Origin of the sequence: Salinimicrobium marinum, from assembly GCF_014651535.1 — a bacterium.
Classification (GTDB): Bacteria; Bacteroidota; Bacteroidia; order Flavobacteriales; family Flavobacteriaceae; genus Salinimicrobium; species Salinimicrobium marinum.
This window is the reverse complement of sequence record NZ_BMXB01000013.1, coordinates 47926-66558: the sequence shown is the minus strand read 5'-3', so window position 1 is coordinate 66558 and position 18633 is coordinate 47926. Positions and strand designations below refer to the sequence as shown.

The following is an 18633-nucleotide window of genomic DNA, read 5'->3' as shown; positions in this document are numbered from 1 at the left end:
GCTAAAGCCCGAAATTTGGAATAATAGTTTCTATAGCTACTACATAACAACAAATAACTAAAAACTTAAATCCATGAAAAGATTTTATGTAACAGCTGTAATCGCAGGTGCTATGTTCTTCTCTGTAGGAACTGTAACTGCCCAGGAAACTGCAACTGCAACTGCAACAGCGCAGGTACAGGAAAAGGAAGATTTTAAACAAATCGATGTTCAGGAATTACCTGGTGAAGTGAGTCAATCTGTAGAAAGAGATTTTCAGGGAGCTACAATATCTGAAGCCTATAGTAAAGAAAAAGATGGGGAAACCAAGTTCAAGCTGGTAGTGACCACTGCCGAAGGAGAATCCAAAGAGCTTTATGCAGATGCCCAGGGTAACTGGATAGATAAAGAGAAAGATTCCAAGTAGATTAATTTTTAACCAACCAATCAATCTACTAAATCCACTGTTAAAAGAGAAGCTAACTCTTGGTGGCGGATGCCGGGCAGAACATGTGCTATGAATGCCAGGCACCGGAAAATAGGTTTTAATCCTTTCCATATATATGGTTAGTTTTTGAAGAAGGTCATCTGAAAAATATTTTAGATGGCCTTTTTCTTTATCCTTTGTGGAGGTAACATCTTTTACGTGCTACCATAAAGTGCTTTTTTATAAGTGTTTTTTCGGTATAACTTATACCTTTGAAAAAAAATGAAATGCAAATATCTGTTGAATTAACGCTTTCTCCGCTTCAGGATGATTTCAAAGCTCCCATTCAGAAATTTATAAAAGCCCTGCGAAAGTCGGGTTTCAGAGTAATTGAAAATCCATTAAGTACTCAGGTATATGGGGAATATGACAAAATCATGGAGTTTCTTACCGAGGAGATCAAAGAAGCTTTCGCTTCTTCAGAACATGTGCTTCTAACCATGAAAATCGTAAAAAGTAATCTGAGCGATTATGCAGCCGATTTTTGATTTTCTTTTTCAGCAGTATGGTGACTATCCTGTACTATTTATCATTCTGGAATTAATTGCCGTGGTTTTTGGGTTTTTTTCTGTCTGGTTTTCAAAACAGGAGAATATTCTTGTTTATCCCACCGGAATCGTTAGTACCGTTATCTTTGTATATCTCCTCTGGCAGTGGCAGTTGCTGGGAGATATGATGATCAATGTCTACTATTCCACCATGAGTATTTACGGCTGGTACGTGTGGACCCGTAAAGTAGATGCTGTCCATTTTATTCCCATTACAACCACTACAAAAAAGGAGAAATGGTGGAGTGTTCTTATTTTTCTGGGAACCCTGCTTTTTACCTTTGCTATCTATGAATTCTTTGACAAATGGAATGACTGGACGGCTTATGTAGATACCTTCACCACGGCTATATTTTTTGTCGGGATGTGGCTCATGGCCCGAAAGAAACTGGAAAACTGGATTTACTGGATCGTGGGAGATATTATTTCGGTACCACTGTATTTTTATAAAGGTCTTACTTTTACCAGTTTTCAGTATTTACTATTTACCATTATTGCCTTTTACGGATACAGAGCATGGAAAAACAACTTGAACAGTCACGTACCCACATAATAAAAATTGTTCTCTACGGACCTGAGTCTACAGGAAAAACCAGCCTCGCAAAAGCACTTGCAGCACATTATGAGACAGAATGGGTGCCGGAATTTTCAAGAGATTACCTTCAGGAAAAATGGGACCGGGAGCAATTAATTTGTGGAAGGGAGGATATTCTTCCTATAGCAGTTGGCCAGATGCAAATGGAAAATATACTCCTTGAAAGGGCAAATAAAGTCCTCATTTGTGATACCAATCTACTGGAAACTGTAGTCTACTCCAAAGCCTATTTTGGTGGCTTTTGTGAGCCGCTTCTTCTTAAACAAGCGTTAAAGGCTCATTACGATATATATTTTTTAACGTATATTGATGTTCCCTGGGTTGAAGACGATTTGCGCGACCGGCCCGACCAGCGGGAATTTATGTTCGACAAATTCAAAGAATCTTTAGACCTTTATGAAAAGCCGTATGAGATCCTTAGGGGGGATTTCGAAAAGAGATTTGAAAAGGCGGTGAAAACAATTGATAAACTAATAAAAGATAGAAAAGTTGGACTTTAGTAAAGAAGATGTATCTCAAATTAAAGAAAAAGGTTTAACCACCGATGAAGTGAAAAGGCAAATTGCCATTTTTGAACGTGGTAATGTGGTAATGAATGTTCGGGAAGCGGCAACCATCAGGAATGGTATTATTTCCTGCTCCCAAGAAGAAATGGATAAACTTTCGGGGCTTTATGATTCTGAAAAAGAAAATCTGGAAGTACTAAAATTTGTTCCCGCTTCAGGGGCGGCAACACGTATGTTTAAAGCATTTTATCAGTTTCTTGATGAATATGATCCTGGAAAGGAATCGGTAGAAGAATATACTGAAAAAAAGAATGACGAGAAGCTGGAAATGTTCTTTAACAGAATGAAGCAGCTGCCTTTTTATGATAAGGTGAAACAAAAGATCACCGAAGAAAAGAATGAATTTGATACCCTGCCGGAAGATGAGCAACGCCTGCTGTTTGTAAAGACAATGCTTACCGAAGAAGGGCTTAATCTGGGGGATTACCCCAAAGGATTAGTGCCATTTCACAAATATGAAGATCATTTGGCAACTGCTTTTGAAGAACATTTGATTGAGGCTGCAGATTATGCTGCCTCCAATGGAAAAGCAAAATTACACTTCACAGTTTCTGAAGAACACCAGGAAAAATTTAAAGCAGAATTTACAGAAATTCAGGATAGGCTGGAAAAAGAGACCGGTGTAAACTTTCAGGTTTCTTATTCCTTTCAGGATCCAAAGACAGATACCGTAGCGGTCACTTTGGAAAATGAGCCTTTCCGGGATGAAAACGGACAAATCTTTTTCAGGCCGGGTGGACATGGGGCCTTGCTGGAAAACCTGGATAAGCAGGATGCAGATCTTATTTTCATTAAAAATATCGACAATGTCGTCATTCCTAAATACCGAAAAAAATTAGCCGATTATAAAAAGATGCTGGCAGGTAAGCTCCTGGAACTGCAGAAGGAGACTTTTGGAAGTATTGAAAAATTAGAAAAAGATATTTCCGAAGAGAAGCTCGAGGAGATCATTAACTTCACCCGGAAGAAACTGAATTCCGGTTTAAGCATCGACTTTGACGCTCTTGAAAAAACGGAAAAAATCAATGTCTTAAAAAAGAAATTAAACCGGCCAATTAGGATTTGTGGAATGGTGAAAAATGAAGGGGAACCGGGAGGCGGACCTTTCTGGGTGACTCACAAATCTGGTGAGATATCTTTGCAGATCGTGGAGAGCGCACAAATAGATCACGATAACTACCAGCAGAGTAAAATAGCGCAGGAAGCCACTCATTTTAATCCTGTAGATGTTGTTTGTGGAAAGAAAAACTATAAAGGTGAGAACTTTAAGCTTCAGGATTATGTGGATGAAGAAACTAGTTTTATAGCAAAAAAGACCAAGGATGGTAAGGAGTTAAAGGCTCTCGAATTGCCGGGATTATGGAATGGAGGAATGGCAGACTGGATCACCATTTTTGTAGAAGTTCCTGTGGAGACATTTAACCCCGTTAAAACAGTAGCCGATCTTTTAAAGCCTACACATCAGGTCAGCTAGTTTGGATGAAAAGCAACTCATACAGGAAGTAAGCTACAAAGCTGTAAGAAGTTCGGGCGCAGGAGGGCAAAATGTCAACAAAGTTTCTTCCAAAGTAGAACTTCACTTTATGGTTTCTGAATCTGGTGCATTTTCAGAAAGTGAAAAGGAGCGGGTGCTAAAAAAATTGCAGTCCAGGCTTACAAACAATGGAGAATTGATCCTCCAAAGTGATGAGTCCAGGAGTCAGCATAAAAATAAAGAACTGGTTACTCAACGTTTTCTGGATATTATAAAAGAGGCGCTTGTAAAGCCGAAACCCAGAAAGAAGACCAAACCTTCCAGAGCTTCCAAATTAAAACGTCTTCGGAAGAAGAAAATGCATTCAGAAAAAAAGAGCAACCGCAAAGACCCTTTGAAATAAAATAGTAGAATATGTAGAATTATTCCCCACTCAGGTGGGGAATTTTTTTTGTTCCACACCCTTAAAAAGTTTATTGAATGAGAGAAAGTGCCTGTTTACAGGCATTCTGTATTTTATATAAAAAGTGGAACAATTGTTTCATATCTCTTATTAGATTTATAAAAAAATTAATTTAAATTAAAATATTATGAAAAAGTTAGGTTTAACAGCATTAGCGATAACAGCAATGTTTTTTTCGGTAGAAAGTGTTAGTGCTCAGGTTTATGAAGAGGGATCAACTCAGGAAACCACACACCAGGAAACTCAGGAAGAAATGGAGCAAATCCAGGTAGGGGAATTACCCGATGAAGTTCAGCAGTCTGTAGAAAGAGATTTTCAGGGGGCTACAGTTTCAGAAGCTTATATGAAAGAAAAAGAAGGTGAGACAAAATACAAAATTGTATTAACCACACTTCAGGGAGAAACCAAAGAATTGTATGCAGACGCACAAGGAAATTGGATCGATAAAGAAAAGAAGGATAAAGAATAATATGATCATCACCCTCCCTAATGGAGATGCCAACTCCAGGTGACGACTGCCCGACAGAACATGTGCTAAAAGATGGACCAAAGACTACGGAAACGCAGAGGAGGGGAAATTAAATTTATGCCGGACATTCGAAAAAATGGACTAATTATTTACCCTTAAATGGTTATAAATTAGAAGAAGGGCTGTTCGCAGCCCTTTTTTTATGCTTATTTTTGGCTAACAGGGATGGAATATTCATAATTTTGCTGATATTCGAAATACTTTATGGCCAAAATACTCATAGTTGAAGATGATGTTGCTTTCTGCACCATGTTGCAGACCTACCTTAAGAAAAAGGATTTTGAGGTGAGTACGGCATTCAGTGCACTGGAGGCTTTTTCTTTACTCGAAAAAAACATGTTTGAAATCATTATTTCTGATGTAAGACTTCCCGATAAGGAAGGACTGGAAATATTAAGAGAGGTGAAATCAAAAGAGCCGCAGAGTGAAGTCATCATGATGACGAGTTATGCGGAAATAAAAATGGCTGTGAATGCCATGAAGGAAGGGGCTTTCGATTATATCGCCAAACCTTTCAATCCCGAAGTAATCCTTCAAACTATTAACAGTGCCCTTAGTAACGCGGGATCTTCCGGAGAAAAACCGGAGAGGAAAAAGACATCTAATAGCAATAATGTACCCCAGGCCAATACCTTTATCAAAGGGGTAAGTGATGCTTCTAAAAAACTTAATGATTACATAGATCTTGTAGCGCCTACGAATATGTCTGTGCTCATCATGGGGGAGAGTGGAACAGGCAAGGAGCAAATCGCGAAGAGTATTCACGATAAAAGTAAACGAAAGGATGCGCCTTTTATCGCGGTAGACTGTGGGGCTATTCCAAAAGAATTAGCATCCAGTGAATTTTTTGGGCATATTAAAGGTTCTTTTACCGGCGCAGTATCTAACAAAACCGGGCATTTTGAAGCAGCTAATAAGGGAACTTTGTTCCTGGATGAAATCGGGAATCTTAGCTATGAACTTCAGGTGCAGCTTTTAAGGGCTTTACAGGAGCGAAAAGTGAAACCGGTGGGGAGTAATGAAGAAATTAAAGTTGATATTCGGGTGATCACGGCTACCAATGAAGATCTGTACGAACTGGTAAAAGAAGGTGATTTCCGGGAAGATCTTTATCATCGTTTAAATGAATTTTCCATTAAAGTTCCTTCTCTGAAAGATCGCAATGAGGACCTGATGATCTTTGCAAATTATTTCCTGGAACTGGCCAATGCAGAACTTGAAAAAGAAGTAACCGGCTTCAATGCAGAAGCCATAGAGGCCATCCACAATTATCGCTGGCCCGGGAACCTTAGAGAACTTAAGAACGTAATTAAACGAGCCGTTCTACTAAGTACATATGAGATGGTGGGGACAGAGGTTTTGCCGCAGGAAATTGTAGCGGCAGAAGTAACAGATGAATCTTTTAGTCTCTTCAAGAACAAGAATGAACAGGAATTAATTCTTGACGCCCTGGAAAGAACAAACGGGAATAAAAGTAAAGCGGCAAAATTGCTTTCTATTGACAGAAAAACTCTTTATAACAAATTGAAACAATACGACATTAGTCTTTAGTTTCTGCTTCTATTTCCTTGAGAAGATCGTTTATCTGGCCGGTTAATTCTTCAATATTTACTTCTGAAAATTTACTGGAATCGGTAGATTCCAGAATTTCCAGTTGACCCACCACTTCCGAAACTTTCAACTGCCTGAACATTGGGAGCATTTTGTGAGCAGTGGCAGCAATCTTTTCCCTGTTGCCCTTCAAAAAAGCATGATTCATGGCTTCCACATTAGATCGGGTGCTTTCTGAAAAAGCTTTCAATATGGTATTCAGCGCCTGTTTATCCCCTCCGGCAAAAAGCTCAACTTCCGTAAGCGAGTAGTTTTGAGAAGCGTTGTTGCATTCCACTTTTCCGGTAGGTTTTTTAATTTCTGTTTGTAATACAGCCTCTATTTTTTGCAATAAATGACCAGAAGAATAAGGTTTTAAAAGACTGTCATTAAAACCCATTTCAAGATATTCCTGCGGACTTTTCCCTGCCTGTCCCGAAAGAGCAATGACGGGCAAGCGTTTTGTCTCTGGATGCTGCCTGATGTGGTTTAGTAGTTCAACCCCGCTCATTTTCGGCATCTGTATGTCGGTCAGAACAAGATCAAATTTTTCCGATCTAAGTTTTTTGGCAGCTTCTTTTCCATTGTTACTGGTTTCTATTCTCATTCCGGTGGATTTGATGAATTCGCTCAAAAGACTTAACTGCGACGGTTCATCATCCACGATTAGTACCGAAAACCGGCTCATTTCTTCTGAAGGCGGCTGGACCACTTCAGTTGTTGAAACATTTTCAGTGGCAACAAGTTTCACCGGAATATTTATGGTAAACTCACTTCCTTTCCCGTGTTCGCTTTCCAGTTCTATGGTTCCGTTTAGCAGTTGGGTGAGTTTCTTGCTGATGGCGAGACCAAGTCCCGACCCTCCAAAGCGCTTTTCTATAGAACTGTCTTCCTGTGAAAATTCTTCAAAAATTGCATCAATCTTTTCTGCCGAAATTCCGATTCCTGTATCCTTCACTTTGATCACCATAAAGTTTTTTCCCTTCCTCTTTTCCAGAATACCTACTATTTCAATGCTTCCTTCTTCGGTAAATTTGCAGGCGTTGGTCACAAGATTGGTGATCACTTGTTTTATTCTGAATGGATCACTTTGCACCATGCGGTCTAGATCTTCAGAAATATTCACCTTCACATCTACTTCCTCACACTTCTTAACAGGAACAGCATTGTCCACAGTATCCTCAATCAGATTCTTCGGATTAAAAGAAAGATTTTCAACTGTCATTTTTCCGGCTTCAAGTTTGGAGAGATCCAGCAGGTCGTCCACAAGGTGAAGAATATAATCTGAAGACTTTTTCAGGTGGTTGAGGTAATGTGATTGCGACCTGCTCAATCTGGTTCTTTCCAGAAGATCAGTATAACCTACTACAGTATTTAATGGCGACCTTAAATCATGCGTCACGGTTGCCATAAATTGCTCCCGGCTTTTAAGAAGTGACTCGGCGTATTGTTTCGCCTTTTCCAGCTCATTCCGGTAGCGCTGGCTCCGGGTAACATCCCGCATTACCAGGAATAAAAAGATAAGGATGATCGTAAAACTTAATCCGCCTAAAATTCCGATAGTTCTGGAAGTACTTCTTACGATTTCCTGTCTTTCGGAAACCTGTGCCAGGGAAGTCCGTCTTTCTTCCGCTTCGATGGTGGAAAGCAGATTTCTTAGCTGGCTATTCAGGTTCACTTCATTGGCCAGTAATTGATCCTCTGTGTCCCGCACCGTTCTCCTGAATCGCCGGTCGGCGATTTCAAGTTCACTCAGTACATTTTTAACCGACTGGACCAAAGAATCGAGGGTTTGGGTGGTGATTTGCTGGGCTTCATCCCTTTCGGAATATTCAAGTAATTTCACCAAAACCCTGCGCTGGTGTGGGGCAAGATCCCTGAACCTTTCATCATAATTACGACTTCCAAAGTTTTCATCCACTCTTTGAAGTTCAGAAATAACCTTTGAATAATAACTCTGGCTCCCTTCCCTTGTCCTTAGCTCCAGAAGTTCCTCCAGGTTTTCAATTTTTAAAGAAAGAAGAAGGTTTATACTGTCTATTTCATGAGTAAGGTCTGTACCGGCCGATGTTTGATTTAGGGAATCAAGCGTGTTCCGTATGGTGTCAATTTCAGATTTATAAATCTCGAGATTTTCGGTTTCTCCTGTTTGTATCAATTGCCGGCTCAGGCTTTCTGCTTCATAAAGATTTGTCGCTGCCTGGCCTACAAGTAATAATCTCTTATTGCTGGAAAGATTATTTTCGGCCATGCTCGTATACTCAATTACCTGGGAATAGATGAACCAAACGCTAAAAGCGGCAAGTGCAGTTAAAAGCAGGTAACCTATGATTACCGTATAAGTGATGGATTGTTTATTTTCTTTCATACCTGGTAGAATTTTTAAATTTAGCATTTAAAAATCAAAAGCTGTAAAAATTAGGTTAAATCAAAAAGTCAATTTACTTTTGTGGCACATCTCAAAGGGGTGCAGAATTCCTGATTCGTTAGGAAGGAAGCTGAGATTATACCCAAAGAACCTGGGCAGGTAATGCTGCCAAGGGAATTTAGCGCAAACAGCGCAAAGTATCGCACTCCTGAAAATCATCCTTGCAATTTAGATCGGATGGATTTCAGGATTTTATTTTTTAATCAATTAACCAGAAGAATAATGCCCCTTTTATTCGTAATAAATTTTTTTACGGATGAAAAACACGTTATTTTATTTAAGCCTTTTGGTATTTTCCCTGAGCGCATCTGCCCAGGAATATACCATACAGGGAAAAGTTACAGATGGTGATACTCCTCTTAGAGCAGCCATAGTAAGAGTCCAGGGACAAACTACTGGAACCCAGACAGACAGTTCGGGAGAATATTCTCTTAGCCTTGAGTCGGGAACGTACAACCTCATTTTCTCCTACGGAAACAAAAAAGAAATAAGGGTTAATTTAACTGAAGATCAGGTGCTTGACGTTGATCTTGGTGATGCGCAGGAAGTTCTGGATGAGGTCTTTCTTTCGGCAGTACGGGTAAGTGCAGAGTCTCCCATTACTCACAGTAACCTTACAAACGAGGAGATCGAAGACAGGAATTTAGGTCAGGATATTCCAACGCTGATGAATTACATGCCAAACGTTGTCACGACCAGTGATGCGGGTGCAGGAATAGGATATTCCGGCATTCGTGTGAGGGGTAGTGACGCAACCCGTATCAATGTGACCATTAACGGAATTCCCTATAATGATGCTGAAAGCCAGGGGACCTTCTGGGTAAACCTGGGAGATTTTGCCTCGTCGGTTGAAAACCTTCAGCTGCAGCGGGGAGTGGGAACGTCTACCAATGGTGCAGGTGCTTTTGGTGCCAGCATAAACATTCTTACAGATCGTTACCGAGTAGAACCTTCCGCAGAAATTGCATCTAGTGCTGGCTCTTTCGGAACATTTAAGAATACGGTGAAATTCAGCACCGGACTATTCAATGATCACTGGGAATTTGCTGGTAGAGCTTCTACTATCGAAAGTGACGGATATGTTGATCGTGCATCTACAGATCTTAAATCCTATTTTTTACAGGCAACTTATGTAGATGAAAGCACCCTGGTTAAAGCCTTGACTTTTGGGGGTAGTGAAGTGACTTACCAGGCCTGGGATGGGATTTCTGAAGAACAACTGCAGGAAGACCGCAGGTTTAATCCATCAGGAGCATACGTAGATGCAGATGGGAATCAGCAGTTTTATGATGACCACGTCGATAATTACAAGCAGGATCATTTCCAGTTGTTGTGGAATGAAAACTATGGCGGTGGCTGGTCCTCGAATGTGGCGCTGCATTATACCTACGGAAGGGGATTTTATGAATCCTACAGGACAGATCAGGATCTGGAAGAATATCTCATAGAGCCATTTACGGCAAATGGAGAGGAAATTACAAGTTCAGATCTGGTAACAAAAAAGTGGCTGGATAACCATTTTTATGGTGCCACTTTTAACCTGAATTATACTGAGAATTGGCTGGAACTGGATTTTGGCGGTGGATGGAACAAGTATGACGGAGACCATTTTGGTGAAGTCACCTATACCCGGTTTGCTCCAAGCGAACCAAACCAGATTTATTATGAAAATGATGCTGAAAAAACAGATTTCAATGTCTACGGAAAAGCAAATGTTGCAATTTCCGAAGATTTTTCTTTGTTCGGGGATCTTCAGCTTAGGACCATCAATTATACAGCAGATGGGAATATGGAGGAGGAAGTGCCATTTATCGTAGATGATTCTCATACCTTTTTTAATCCAAAAGCGGGGATAACCTATGAAGTTTCAGAAGCCAACAGGTTATATTTATCCTATGCGCGTGCTCACCGGGAACCAAACAGAGATGATTATAAAAGTGAAGATCCCAAACCCGAAGAATTGAATGATTTTGAGTTGGGGTGGAGATTAAATACCAAGACAGTTCAAGTGAATACCAACCTCTATTATATGGATTATCAAAATCAGTTGGTGCTAACCGGTGAGCTGGATAATGTGGGGTCTCCTATAAGGACAAATAGTGGAGACAGTTATAGATTAGGGCTTGAAGTTGATGCTGCTTTCAGGATTTTTGATAAGCTTATTATTAGACCGAATATTGCAATAAGCCGCAATAAGAATGAACATTTTATGGCTATTTTTAATGAAGAAGCCTATGAATATAAAAATACAGACATTTCTTTTTCTCCGGAAATAGTAGCCGGAAATATCTTTGAATACAGACCTATAGAGAACTTGGAGCTTAAACTTCTTTCGAAATTTGTGGGGGAACAGTATATGAGCAATACTGAGGTTGAAGGTACTTTGCTGGACAGCTATTTTGTAAATGACTTTAATATTCAGTATAACTGGAGAAATGCTCCTCTATTTAAGGAAGTTGTTTTTACCGGACTTGTAAATAATATTTTTGATGAAAAATATGTATCCAATGGATGGTATGATGCCAAATGGCAAATGGTGGCCTACTATCCTCAGGCGGGCACCAACTTTTTAGCAGGGGTTACGTTGAGATTCTGATTTTCTTCTGCCAGTAGTTTTTATAAGAAGCTGTCTGAAAAATAATTTCTAAAGAGGGCGCCTAGGATGGGTTCCCAGTTTTTGAAGATCAGAACTGCCTGAGTAGGGGCAGGCGGCATTGGTCTTCAATAGGAAAGGATTTCTTAAGACAGCTTTTTTTATACCTGAAAAAGAGCATTTCCTTTAATTTGAAATCTCCAGGATAGTGCCTCTTCTTTCTATTCGGTAAGGTTTCAGAGAATATTGTCCGGTTCCGGCAACTTGTTGCCCGGTGATGATGGTGTATTTGTTTCCGTCATTACACTGGCAGGTCACTTCGGTACCATTCAGCTCGAGGGTAGAGCAATCGGTTAGCGGGTGATTGGGATCCGACATTTCAAAAGCGGTGTAAACCGAATTGTTGACGTTGAAAATAACAATTCCGTTGATGCCATAATTATAGGTGACAAAGCTGTTTCCGGGGAATTGCAAATTGTTGTATTGCGGCAGGTTGAGGTCCAACTGGATTGAAACCCGTTGATCGATGAGGTTTGGATTATGGTTCCTTAGATTATCATCATTTGAACATGATAACAGCAGCAGGCTAAAAGCGAAAAATAAAAGATTTTTAGGCATAACAGGTTTTCCGATGCAGCAATATAATATAATTGTACTGCATTTTTTAATTTCTTATATTTGTTTTAAATCCCGTCAAGCAATGGGATTTTTTGTATTTATATAAACGATGAAGTTATGAGTAAAGTATCCTATTATACAGCAGAGGGACTCAAGAAACTGAGAGATGAATTGAACCAATTGAAAGATGTTGAGCGTCCACGTGCCTCACAGGCCATAGCCGAAGCCCGGGATAAAGGTGATCTTAGTGAGAATGCAGAGTACGATGCCGCAAAGGAAGCTCAGGGACTACTGGAAATGAAGATTTCCAAACTGGAGGAAATATATTCTAATGCCAGATTAATAGATGAATCTCAGTTGGATACGTCTAAAGTTTTGGTGCATTCTAATGTAAAAATCAAGAATCTTACCAATGGAATGGAAGTGCAGTATAAGCTGGTAGCACAAAGTGAAGCCGATTTAAAAACGGGGAAGATCTCTGTTGACTCTCCAATCGGAAAAGGTTTACTTGGAAAGAAAGTTGGTGAAACGGCAGAAGTACAGGTGCCAAATGGAACTTTAAAATTTGAGATCCTGGATATATCACGGGATTAATTCCAGATAAATAGTATAAAAATCCTTTTTTGATCTTCAAAGAAGGATTTTTTATTTTAATACATTAAATTGTAACAGCTTCAGAAAAATAACTTCTGAATCTTAATCTTAAAACGAATCATCGATGCCTACACTATTCACTAAAATCATCAACGGAGAAATTCCCGCATATAAAGTTGCAGAAACCGAAGATTTTCTTGCTTTCCTGGATATTCGGCCCAACGCCAAAGGACACACCTTATGTATTCCCAAGAAAGAAGAGAATAAAATATTTGACCTGGAAGAAGAAACTTATCAGGAATTAATGAGGTTCTCCAGAAAAGTAGCGATTGCCTTGGAAAAAGCTGTTTCCTGTAAAAGAGTGGGAATGGCGGTAGTCGGCCTTGAAGTGCCGCACGTACATGTGCATTTAATTCCGTTAAATGCTATGAGTGACATGGATTTTAGTAAGAGTGTGGACCTTTCAGAAGAAGAATTTAAGCAAATTACGGAAGATATTAAAGCTGAACTTTAGGACCAGAAAACTGGCAGTACGTCCATTTTTTCAGTAAAGAGGCAGTTATTCAGAAGGTTTTAGTTTTGGCAACGTAATCTGAAACGTAGTTCCCTTATTGATCTGGCTCTGGCTTACTTTGATCTTGCCGTTGTGATACTGTTCAATAATACGCCTGGAGAGGGAGAGTCCTAATCCCCAGCCACGTTTTTTAGTGGAATATCCCGGTTCAAATATCTGCCGGAATTTATCTTTTGGAATCCCTTTTCCCGAATCCTGAATAAAGATATGAACGCATTTTGAATCCTGATTAATTCTTATGTGCAGATCTCCTTTTCCGCGCATGGCATCGATCGCATTTTTTACAAGGTTTTCAATCGTCCAGCTGAAAAGTTGCTTGTTGAGGTTTACATAGATAACCTCATTTGGCAAACTGAGGCTAAAATTGATCAATTTTGAACTTCTGGTTTTCAGATAATCAAAAGATACCCTTGTTTGCTCTACAATGTTAACAGATTGGAGAGTTGGTGCAGATCCAATTTTTGAAAAACGTTCTGTAATGGTTTTAAGACGATCAATATCCTTTTGCATTTCAGAAAGGTAGGAGCGATCCACCTTCTCCTGCTTTAAAATTTCAATCCAGCCAATTAAAGAGGACAGCGGAGTCCCAATTTGGTGGGCTGTTTCCTTTGCCATTCCTGCCCATAATTTATTTTGTTCACTGGATTTTGTGGTGGTGTAGAAGAAATAAATAACTGCTATAAATAGAATAATGATGACCAGCAGGACAAGGGGATAATATTTTAATTTATTAAGCAGGGGGGAATTGCCATAATATACAAGATGTTCTTTCCCGGGACCAAGATCCATCACTACAGGGGCATTTTCATCTTTTATCTGGTCCAGATAGATTTCCAGTTTCTCCTCATCGGAAATGATTTCCTGCGGAACATTTAAAACATCCACGATCTCCCCATTTTCATCTACCCAAACCGTGGGAAGACTCGTATTACTGTTTATAATGGTAAGAGTAAGGTCCAGGTCGGTGTTATCATCTGCCTGATCAAGGGATACCTGTGCTGCAGCCCAGATATTCATCTTTTTGCGTTCATCTTCTTTCAGACGCTGAAAAAATATAACTGCATTCCAGACAATAAGAATAATGAGGGTAATAGCGGAAAAAATAATAAACCAGCGGCGAAATTTCCGTTCGTCAGAAAAATTCATGAACCTAACATTTGTGGATTTTAAAGATAACGTTTTATAGGAAGATTATTGTTAATGCATCGCTTTTCATTCATAGGTGGTTTCTTTACCTTTGTTGAAAATTGAAGAATGATAAGCATAGATCCAAAACAGGTTGAAACCCGTGAACTTCACCAGTATATGCTGGGGGCAGTTGGGCCAAGACCCATTGCACTTGCCAGTACGATGGATTCGCAGGGCCGGCCAAATTTATCGCCTTTCAGTTTTTTTAATATGTTCAGCACAAATCCGCCAATTTTGATATTTTCTCCGGCAAGAAGAGGAAGGGATAATACGGTGAAGCATACTTTTAATAATGCGAAAGCAACCAAAGAGGTGGTGATCAATGTGGTGAATTACGATATCGTGCAGCAGGTTTCACTTTCCAGTACCGAATATGCAGAGGGAATTAATGAGTTTGAAAAAGCCGGATTATCTATGTTGAAATCTGATCTTGTAAAGCCGTACCGCGTGGAAGAATCTCCGGTGCAGTTTGAATGTAAGATTAGGGAAGTGGTGGAATTGGGTGCTGAAGGAGGCGCCGGAAACCTCGTAATTTGTGAGGTGCTGAAAATGCATATTAAAGAAGATGTTTTAGACGAAGCCGGATTTATTGATCAGCATAAAATAGATCTGGTAGCGAGAATGGGAGGTAACTGGTACAGCCGTGCTACTCCGGGAATGTTTGAGGTTCCGAAGCCATTATCAAGCCTTGGAATGGGAATTGATGCTATTCCGGAGGAAATAAGAAAAAGTACTATCTTGACCGGGAATGACCTGGGGAAGTTAGGAAACGTGGAAAAAATGCCTTCCGAAGAGGAACTAAATGCCTTCTTAGAGGCAGATCCGAAGATGGTGTCCATACTCAAAAATCGGAATGAGGTGCATCAAAAAGCAAAAGAATATCTTGAAAAAGAAGAACCGGCAAAAGCCTGGAAAATATTATTAGCAAAAAAGAGATAAAATGGAAGTACAAGGAAAGATCAAAATGATTGATGAGACTAAAACTTACGGAAGCAATGGTTTTAGAAAAAGAGAAGTAGTAGTGACTACAGAAGAGCAATATCCGCAGCATATTTTAGTAGAGTTTGTACAGGATAAATGTGATTTACTAAATAACTTCAGTGTAGGCCAGCCTGTAAAAATAGGGGTGAACCTTAGAGGAAGAGAATGGGTAAACCCACAGGGGGAAACAAAATATTTCAACTCTATCCAGGGATGGAGAATTGAAAATCTTGCAGCCCAGGCACCGGGAAGTAATGCTGCTGTACCACCGGCAGATCAATTTGAACCGGCACAAAATTTAAATGACGAAGATTATGATGATCTTCCATTTTAGAAAATATTTTTAAGATGGTTCATATATAATGAACTTTTAAAAGAGGCTGTCTAAAAAGCTTTAAAAAGCGTCATTCGGAATTTATTTCAGAATCTTATTATTCTAATTTTTAGAATTTATCAGGACCTGAAACAAGTTCAGGTGGACGTAAAAAGTGCTTTTTAGACAGCCTCTTTCTATTTTCATACTCAGCTAAAAATCCCTGCGAATTGTATTTTCTAAAACCATACGAAAAATTCCCGCCAGTAGAGGCAGCAGATGAGCAGGGCTTGCTGGCTGTTGGGGGTGAACTTTCTGTAGCACGTTTAAAAGAGGCATATATCCAGGGAATTTTCCCGTGGTATGACGCTTCTCAGCCTGTTTTGTGGTGGAGCCCCGATCCCAGGATGGTATTGTTTCCTGAGAAGCTGAAGGTTTCAAAAAGCATGAAACAATTGCTTAAGAAAAATGCTTTTGAAGTCACCTTTAATCAGCATTTTGATGCTGTGATCACCGCCTGTTCAGAGATGAAACGGGATGGGCAGGATGGCACCTGGATCACTTCCGAAATGAAAGAGGCTTATCTAGAGTTCCACAGATCGGGACTGGCATTTTCGGTAGAAGTCTGGCAGGAGGATTTTCTCGCAGGGGGTCTCTACGGAATTTATCTTCGGGATAAGCAGGTTTTTTGTGGAGAAAGCATGTTCACAAAGGTGAGCAATGCCTCCAAATTCGGATTCATAAAATTGATTGAAAAATTACGAACCGAAAATATTCAGTTAATTGATTGCCAGGTTTATACGCCTCACCTGGAAAGTCTGGGAGCAGAAGAAATCCCGAGGAAGGATTTCCTCATGTATTTAACGTGACCTGTAATGTAATTTGTTATTATAAAGTTTTTATAAAAAACCTGCACATTCTCAAGGCATTGCAGAAATTTGATCTGAAATACTTAACTTTAGTTTCATGATCGAGAACGTACTGAATCCTGATGCATCCACACCTTCAGCTTTTCTAATATATATAGTAATCTTCTTTATTGCTATTCTGTTCAGGTATTTTGTGGCGGCCGGTATTTTTTATTATTACTACTATGTGTGGAACTCCGCTAAATTCAGTGAAAGAAGGCTTAGTAAACGCAAACTCAGGAAAGATCAGTTAAAAAAGGAGATTGTCTGGAGCACGAAATCTTCAGCTATTTTTGCATTGGTGGGAGCTGGCACTTACTGGTTGTGGCAACAAGGATTCACAGCAGTATACCTTGATGTGGCGGAATTTGGGTACTGGTATCTCCCGTTGAGCCTGGTGATAATTCTGTTGATTCACGAAACCTATTACTATTGGATTCACAGGTGGATGCATAATCCAAAAATTTTCAGGATCGTTCATAAGGTACACCATGACAGCTTTACTCCCACGCCCTGGACAGCATTTTCCTTTCATCCCTGGGAAAGCCTTATTGAAGCCCTCATTCTCCCGCTTATCCTGTTGGTAATTCCTGTAAATGTGTATGTGCTGGGATTATATTTGTTGCTAATGACCGTGAGCAGCGTGGTGAATCATCTTGACATTGAAATATATCCTGTGGCTTTTCAAAAAAGTTGGTTTGGGAAGCAATTTATAGGGGCTACACACCACCACTACCATCATTCTGAATATGTCACGAATTTCGGGTTGTATTTTACCTTTTGGGACAGGTGGATGGGAACCGAAAGCACTAAAATGGAGCCTGACATAAAATATACTTCCAAAAAGCCTGTCGCGGAATGATATTTTCCTACAAAGATGGAATCAGGAGCCTCTATACTTCAGAATACCGGAAACAGCTAATCTCATGATCATTCACCATGCCGGTAGCCTGCATGTGCGCATAAACTACGGTAGGTCCCACGAATTTAAATCCTCTTTTTTTGAGATCTTTGCTAAGGGCAATGCTGGTAGCGGTAGTTGGTAGAGCTTCTTTGTAATTCTTAACTCGATTGTCCACTGGTTTGCCGTCGACGAATCCCCAGATATATTTTGAAAAAGAACCAAATTCTTCCTGAACTTTTATGAATGCAACCGCATTTGAAATACTGGCCAGGATCTTAAGTTTGTGCCTTATAATTCCGCTGTCTTTCAATAACTCCTGCACTTTGTCTTCGGAATATTCTGCCATTTTCCGGTAATCGAAATCATCAAAAGCTTTCCGGAAATTCTCTCTTTTTCTCAGGATCGTAATCCAGCTTAGCCCGGCTTGAAAAGTTTCGAGGATCAGGAATTCGAAGATCTTGTCATCCTCAAAAACCGGCGCCCCCCATTCAGTATCGTGATAAGCTTCATATAATGGATCGCCTACACACCAGCCGCAACGAGTTTTATTGTCTGTCATTATCCCTGAAAATAATAAGTTATAGTTCCTTTTTGAGCATTTCGTCCACCTAACTTCGAAAAAACAGCACCCGCGGCATATTCCAGCGCATTATCAACCAAACACTCATTATTTGAAGTGGAACTGCTTTTGTTGATGGAGGTGTCGGTAACGTTCCCATCTTCGTTAACAACAATATTTACCACGATCTTTCCTGAAGTGTCACAGGTGTAAATAGGGTTTGGTATAAGGGAGGCAGATCGGCCTACCAAAGAAAAAGCGATGGAGCTGTTTCTGACATTCCCGGTTTTTGCAGAAGTTTCTTCTGAAGTATTATTCCCGTCAGATCGTTCCCGTCTTTCTTCCGAACGGTTTTTATTAACCCTGAATTCTCCTTCAAAGGTGGGAGAATTTTCTTCTTCTGAAGCAGTTTGTTCCGCAGAATTTTTTTCAAAGATCTCATTCAGTCGGGATTGAAAGGAGCTCTCCCGTTGCTGCTGATTTTGATTGAAAGCCTGATGCGTCTGAGTGCTGGTTTGCTGAGGTTGCTGTGGCTGTTCTTCATTTTCCGCTTCCTCCTTTTCCTCCGCTACAGGTTCTTCTACTTTAAGATGATCAAGATCAATTATCATTTCCTCGAGTTCATCTCTTGCATTAGAAAGCTTGATATTATACATCACTAGCAGCAACAGGCTGCACAGCAGAACGGTAATAATCAAAGCTTTATGCCGATCAAAAAATCCCATAGAATCAAAGAAGGTTA

20 protein-coding genes are annotated in these 18633 nt (G+C 39.9%); 15 read left to right on the top strand and 5 right to left on the bottom strand.

The genetic code is table 11. The features are described from left to right. The first annotated feature begins 73 nt into the window (after positions 1 to 73). The 8 genes from IE056_RS14130 (at position 74) to IE056_RS14095 (ending at position 6192) form a co-directional block, all read left to right on the top strand. Positions 74 to 406, top strand: coding sequence for a hypothetical protein (locus IE056_RS14130; protein WP_189605371.1), 333 nt, complete (start codon positions 74 to 76; stop codon positions 404 to 406). Between the two features lie 287 nt (positions 407 to 693). Beyond that, positions 694 to 954: a YkoF family thiamine/hydroxymethylpyrimidine-binding protein gene (locus tag IE056_RS14125; RefSeq protein WP_189605370.1), complete on the top strand. Its 261-nt coding sequence runs from the start codon at positions 694 to 696 to the stop codon at positions 952 to 954. Continuing rightward, positions 938 to 1567 (top strand): nicotinamide riboside transporter PnuC, encoded by a 630-nt coding sequence (pnuC, locus tag IE056_RS14120; RefSeq protein WP_189605369.1) that lies wholly within the window; start codon positions 938 to 940, stop codon positions 1565 to 1567. The genes IE056_RS14125 and pnuC overlap by 17 nt, the downstream gene beginning before the upstream one ends. Beyond that, a complete protein-coding gene (locus tag IE056_RS14115) occupies positions 1531 to 2109 on the top strand; it encodes an AAA family ATPase (protein ID WP_189605368.1) in 579 nt (192 codons plus the stop codon). The genes pnuC and IE056_RS14115 overlap by 37 nt, the downstream gene beginning before the upstream one ends. Beyond that, positions 2099 to 3649, top strand: a complete 1551-nt coding sequence (locus IE056_RS14110; RefSeq protein WP_189605367.1) for a DUF4301 family protein — start codon at positions 2099 to 2101, stop codon at positions 3647 to 3649. The genes IE056_RS14115 and IE056_RS14110 overlap by 11 nt, the downstream gene beginning before the upstream one ends. A gap of 1 nt (position 3650) precedes the next feature. Further along, a complete protein-coding gene (gene arfB / locus IE056_RS14105) occupies positions 3651 to 4052 on the top strand; it encodes an alternative ribosome rescue aminoacyl-tRNA hydrolase ArfB (RefSeq protein ID WP_189605366.1) in 402 nt (133 codons plus the stop codon). Positions 4053 to 4239: 187 nt separating this feature from the next. Continuing rightward, a complete protein-coding gene (locus IE056_RS14100; protein ID WP_189605365.1) occupies positions 4240 to 4581 on the top strand; it encodes a hypothetical protein in 342 nt (113 codons plus the stop codon). Positions 4582 to 4845: 264 nt separating this feature from the next. Beyond that, on the top strand, positions 4846 to 6192 hold the full coding sequence (locus IE056_RS14095) for a sigma-54-dependent transcriptional regulator (RefSeq protein WP_189605364.1): 1347 nt from the start codon (positions 4846 to 4848) through the stop codon (positions 6190 to 6192). Here IE056_RS14095 and IE056_RS14090 read toward each other — a convergent pair. Continuing rightward, positions 6182 to 8599: a hybrid sensor histidine kinase/response regulator gene (locus IE056_RS14090; RefSeq protein WP_189605363.1), complete on the bottom strand. Its 2418-nt coding sequence runs from the start codon at positions 8597 to 8599 to the stop codon at positions 6182 to 6184. The two genes, IE056_RS14095 and IE056_RS14090, sit on opposite strands and share 11 nt — an antisense overlap. A 316-nt stretch (positions 8600 to 8915) precedes the next feature. Here IE056_RS14090 and IE056_RS14085 point away from each other — a divergent pair, with 316 nt between their 5' ends. Then, positions 8916 to 11255 (top strand): TonB-dependent receptor, encoded by a 2340-nt coding sequence (locus IE056_RS14085; RefSeq protein ID WP_189605362.1) that lies wholly within the window; start codon positions 8916 to 8918, stop codon positions 11253 to 11255. A 183-nt stretch (positions 11256 to 11438) separates the two neighbouring features. Here IE056_RS14085 and IE056_RS14080 read toward each other — a convergent pair whose 3' ends face one another. Continuing rightward, positions 11439 to 11870, bottom strand: coding sequence for a Rieske (2Fe-2S) protein (locus tag IE056_RS14080; RefSeq protein ID WP_189605361.1), 432 nt, complete (start codon positions 11868 to 11870; stop codon positions 11439 to 11441). Between the two features lie 117 nt (positions 11871 to 11987). Here IE056_RS14080 and greA point away from each other — a divergent pair, with 117 nt between their 5' ends. After that, positions 11988 to 12464 carry a transcription elongation factor GreA gene (gene greA / locus IE056_RS14075; RefSeq protein ID WP_189605360.1) on the top strand — a complete coding sequence of 159 codons (477 nt, stop codon included), beginning with the start codon at positions 11988 to 11990 and terminating at the stop codon, positions 12462 to 12464. 124 nt (positions 12465 to 12588) lie between these two features. Further along, complete coding sequence (locus IE056_RS14070; protein WP_189605359.1) at positions 12589 to 12978, top strand: HIT family protein; 390 nt, start codon at positions 12589 to 12591, stop codon at positions 12976 to 12978. A gap of 45 nt (positions 12979 to 13023) precedes the next feature. Here IE056_RS14070 and IE056_RS14065 read toward each other — a convergent pair whose 3' ends face one another. Next, a complete protein-coding gene (locus tag IE056_RS14065) occupies positions 13024 to 14184 on the bottom strand; it encodes a sensor histidine kinase (protein WP_189605358.1) in 1161 nt (386 codons plus the stop codon). Positions 14185 to 14292: 108 nt separating this feature from the next. Here IE056_RS14065 and IE056_RS14060 point away from each other — a divergent pair, with 108 nt between their 5' ends. From IE056_RS14060 to IE056_RS14045, 4 genes are all read left to right on the top strand, one after another. Beyond that, positions 14293 to 15165, top strand: coding sequence for a flavin reductase family protein (locus IE056_RS14060; protein WP_189605357.1), 873 nt, complete (start codon positions 14293 to 14295; stop codon positions 15163 to 15165). Position 15166: 1 nt separating this feature from the next. Beyond that, the gene (locus IE056_RS14055) at positions 15167 to 15541 is read left to right on the top strand and encodes a DUF3127 domain-containing protein (RefSeq protein ID WP_189605356.1); all 375 of its coding nucleotides are present in this window, start codon (positions 15167 to 15169) and stop codon (positions 15539 to 15541) included. A 209-nt stretch (positions 15542 to 15750) separates the two neighbouring features. Then, a complete protein-coding gene (aat, locus tag IE056_RS14050; protein WP_189605355.1) occupies positions 15751 to 16389 on the top strand; it encodes a leucyl/phenylalanyl-tRNA--protein transferase in 639 nt (212 codons plus the stop codon). A gap of 97 nt (positions 16390 to 16486) precedes the next feature. Further along, positions 16487 to 17290, top strand: a complete 804-nt coding sequence (locus IE056_RS14045) for a sterol desaturase family protein (protein ID WP_229793772.1) — start codon at positions 16487 to 16489, stop codon at positions 17288 to 17290. 31 nt (positions 17291 to 17321) lie between these two features. On the opposite strand, the gene IE056_RS14040 is transcribed toward IE056_RS14045, so the two are convergent. Beyond that, a complete protein-coding gene (locus IE056_RS14040; protein WP_189605354.1) occupies positions 17322 to 17891 on the bottom strand; it encodes a DNA-3-methyladenine glycosylase I in 570 nt (189 codons plus the stop codon). Beyond that, positions 17891 to 18616 (bottom strand): energy transducer TonB, encoded by a 726-nt coding sequence (locus IE056_RS14035; protein WP_189605353.1) that lies wholly within the window; start codon positions 18614 to 18616, stop codon positions 17891 to 17893. Before IE056_RS14035 ends, IE056_RS14040 begins: the two co-directional genes overlap by 1 nt. Between the last annotated feature and the right edge of the window lie 17 nt (positions 18617 to 18633).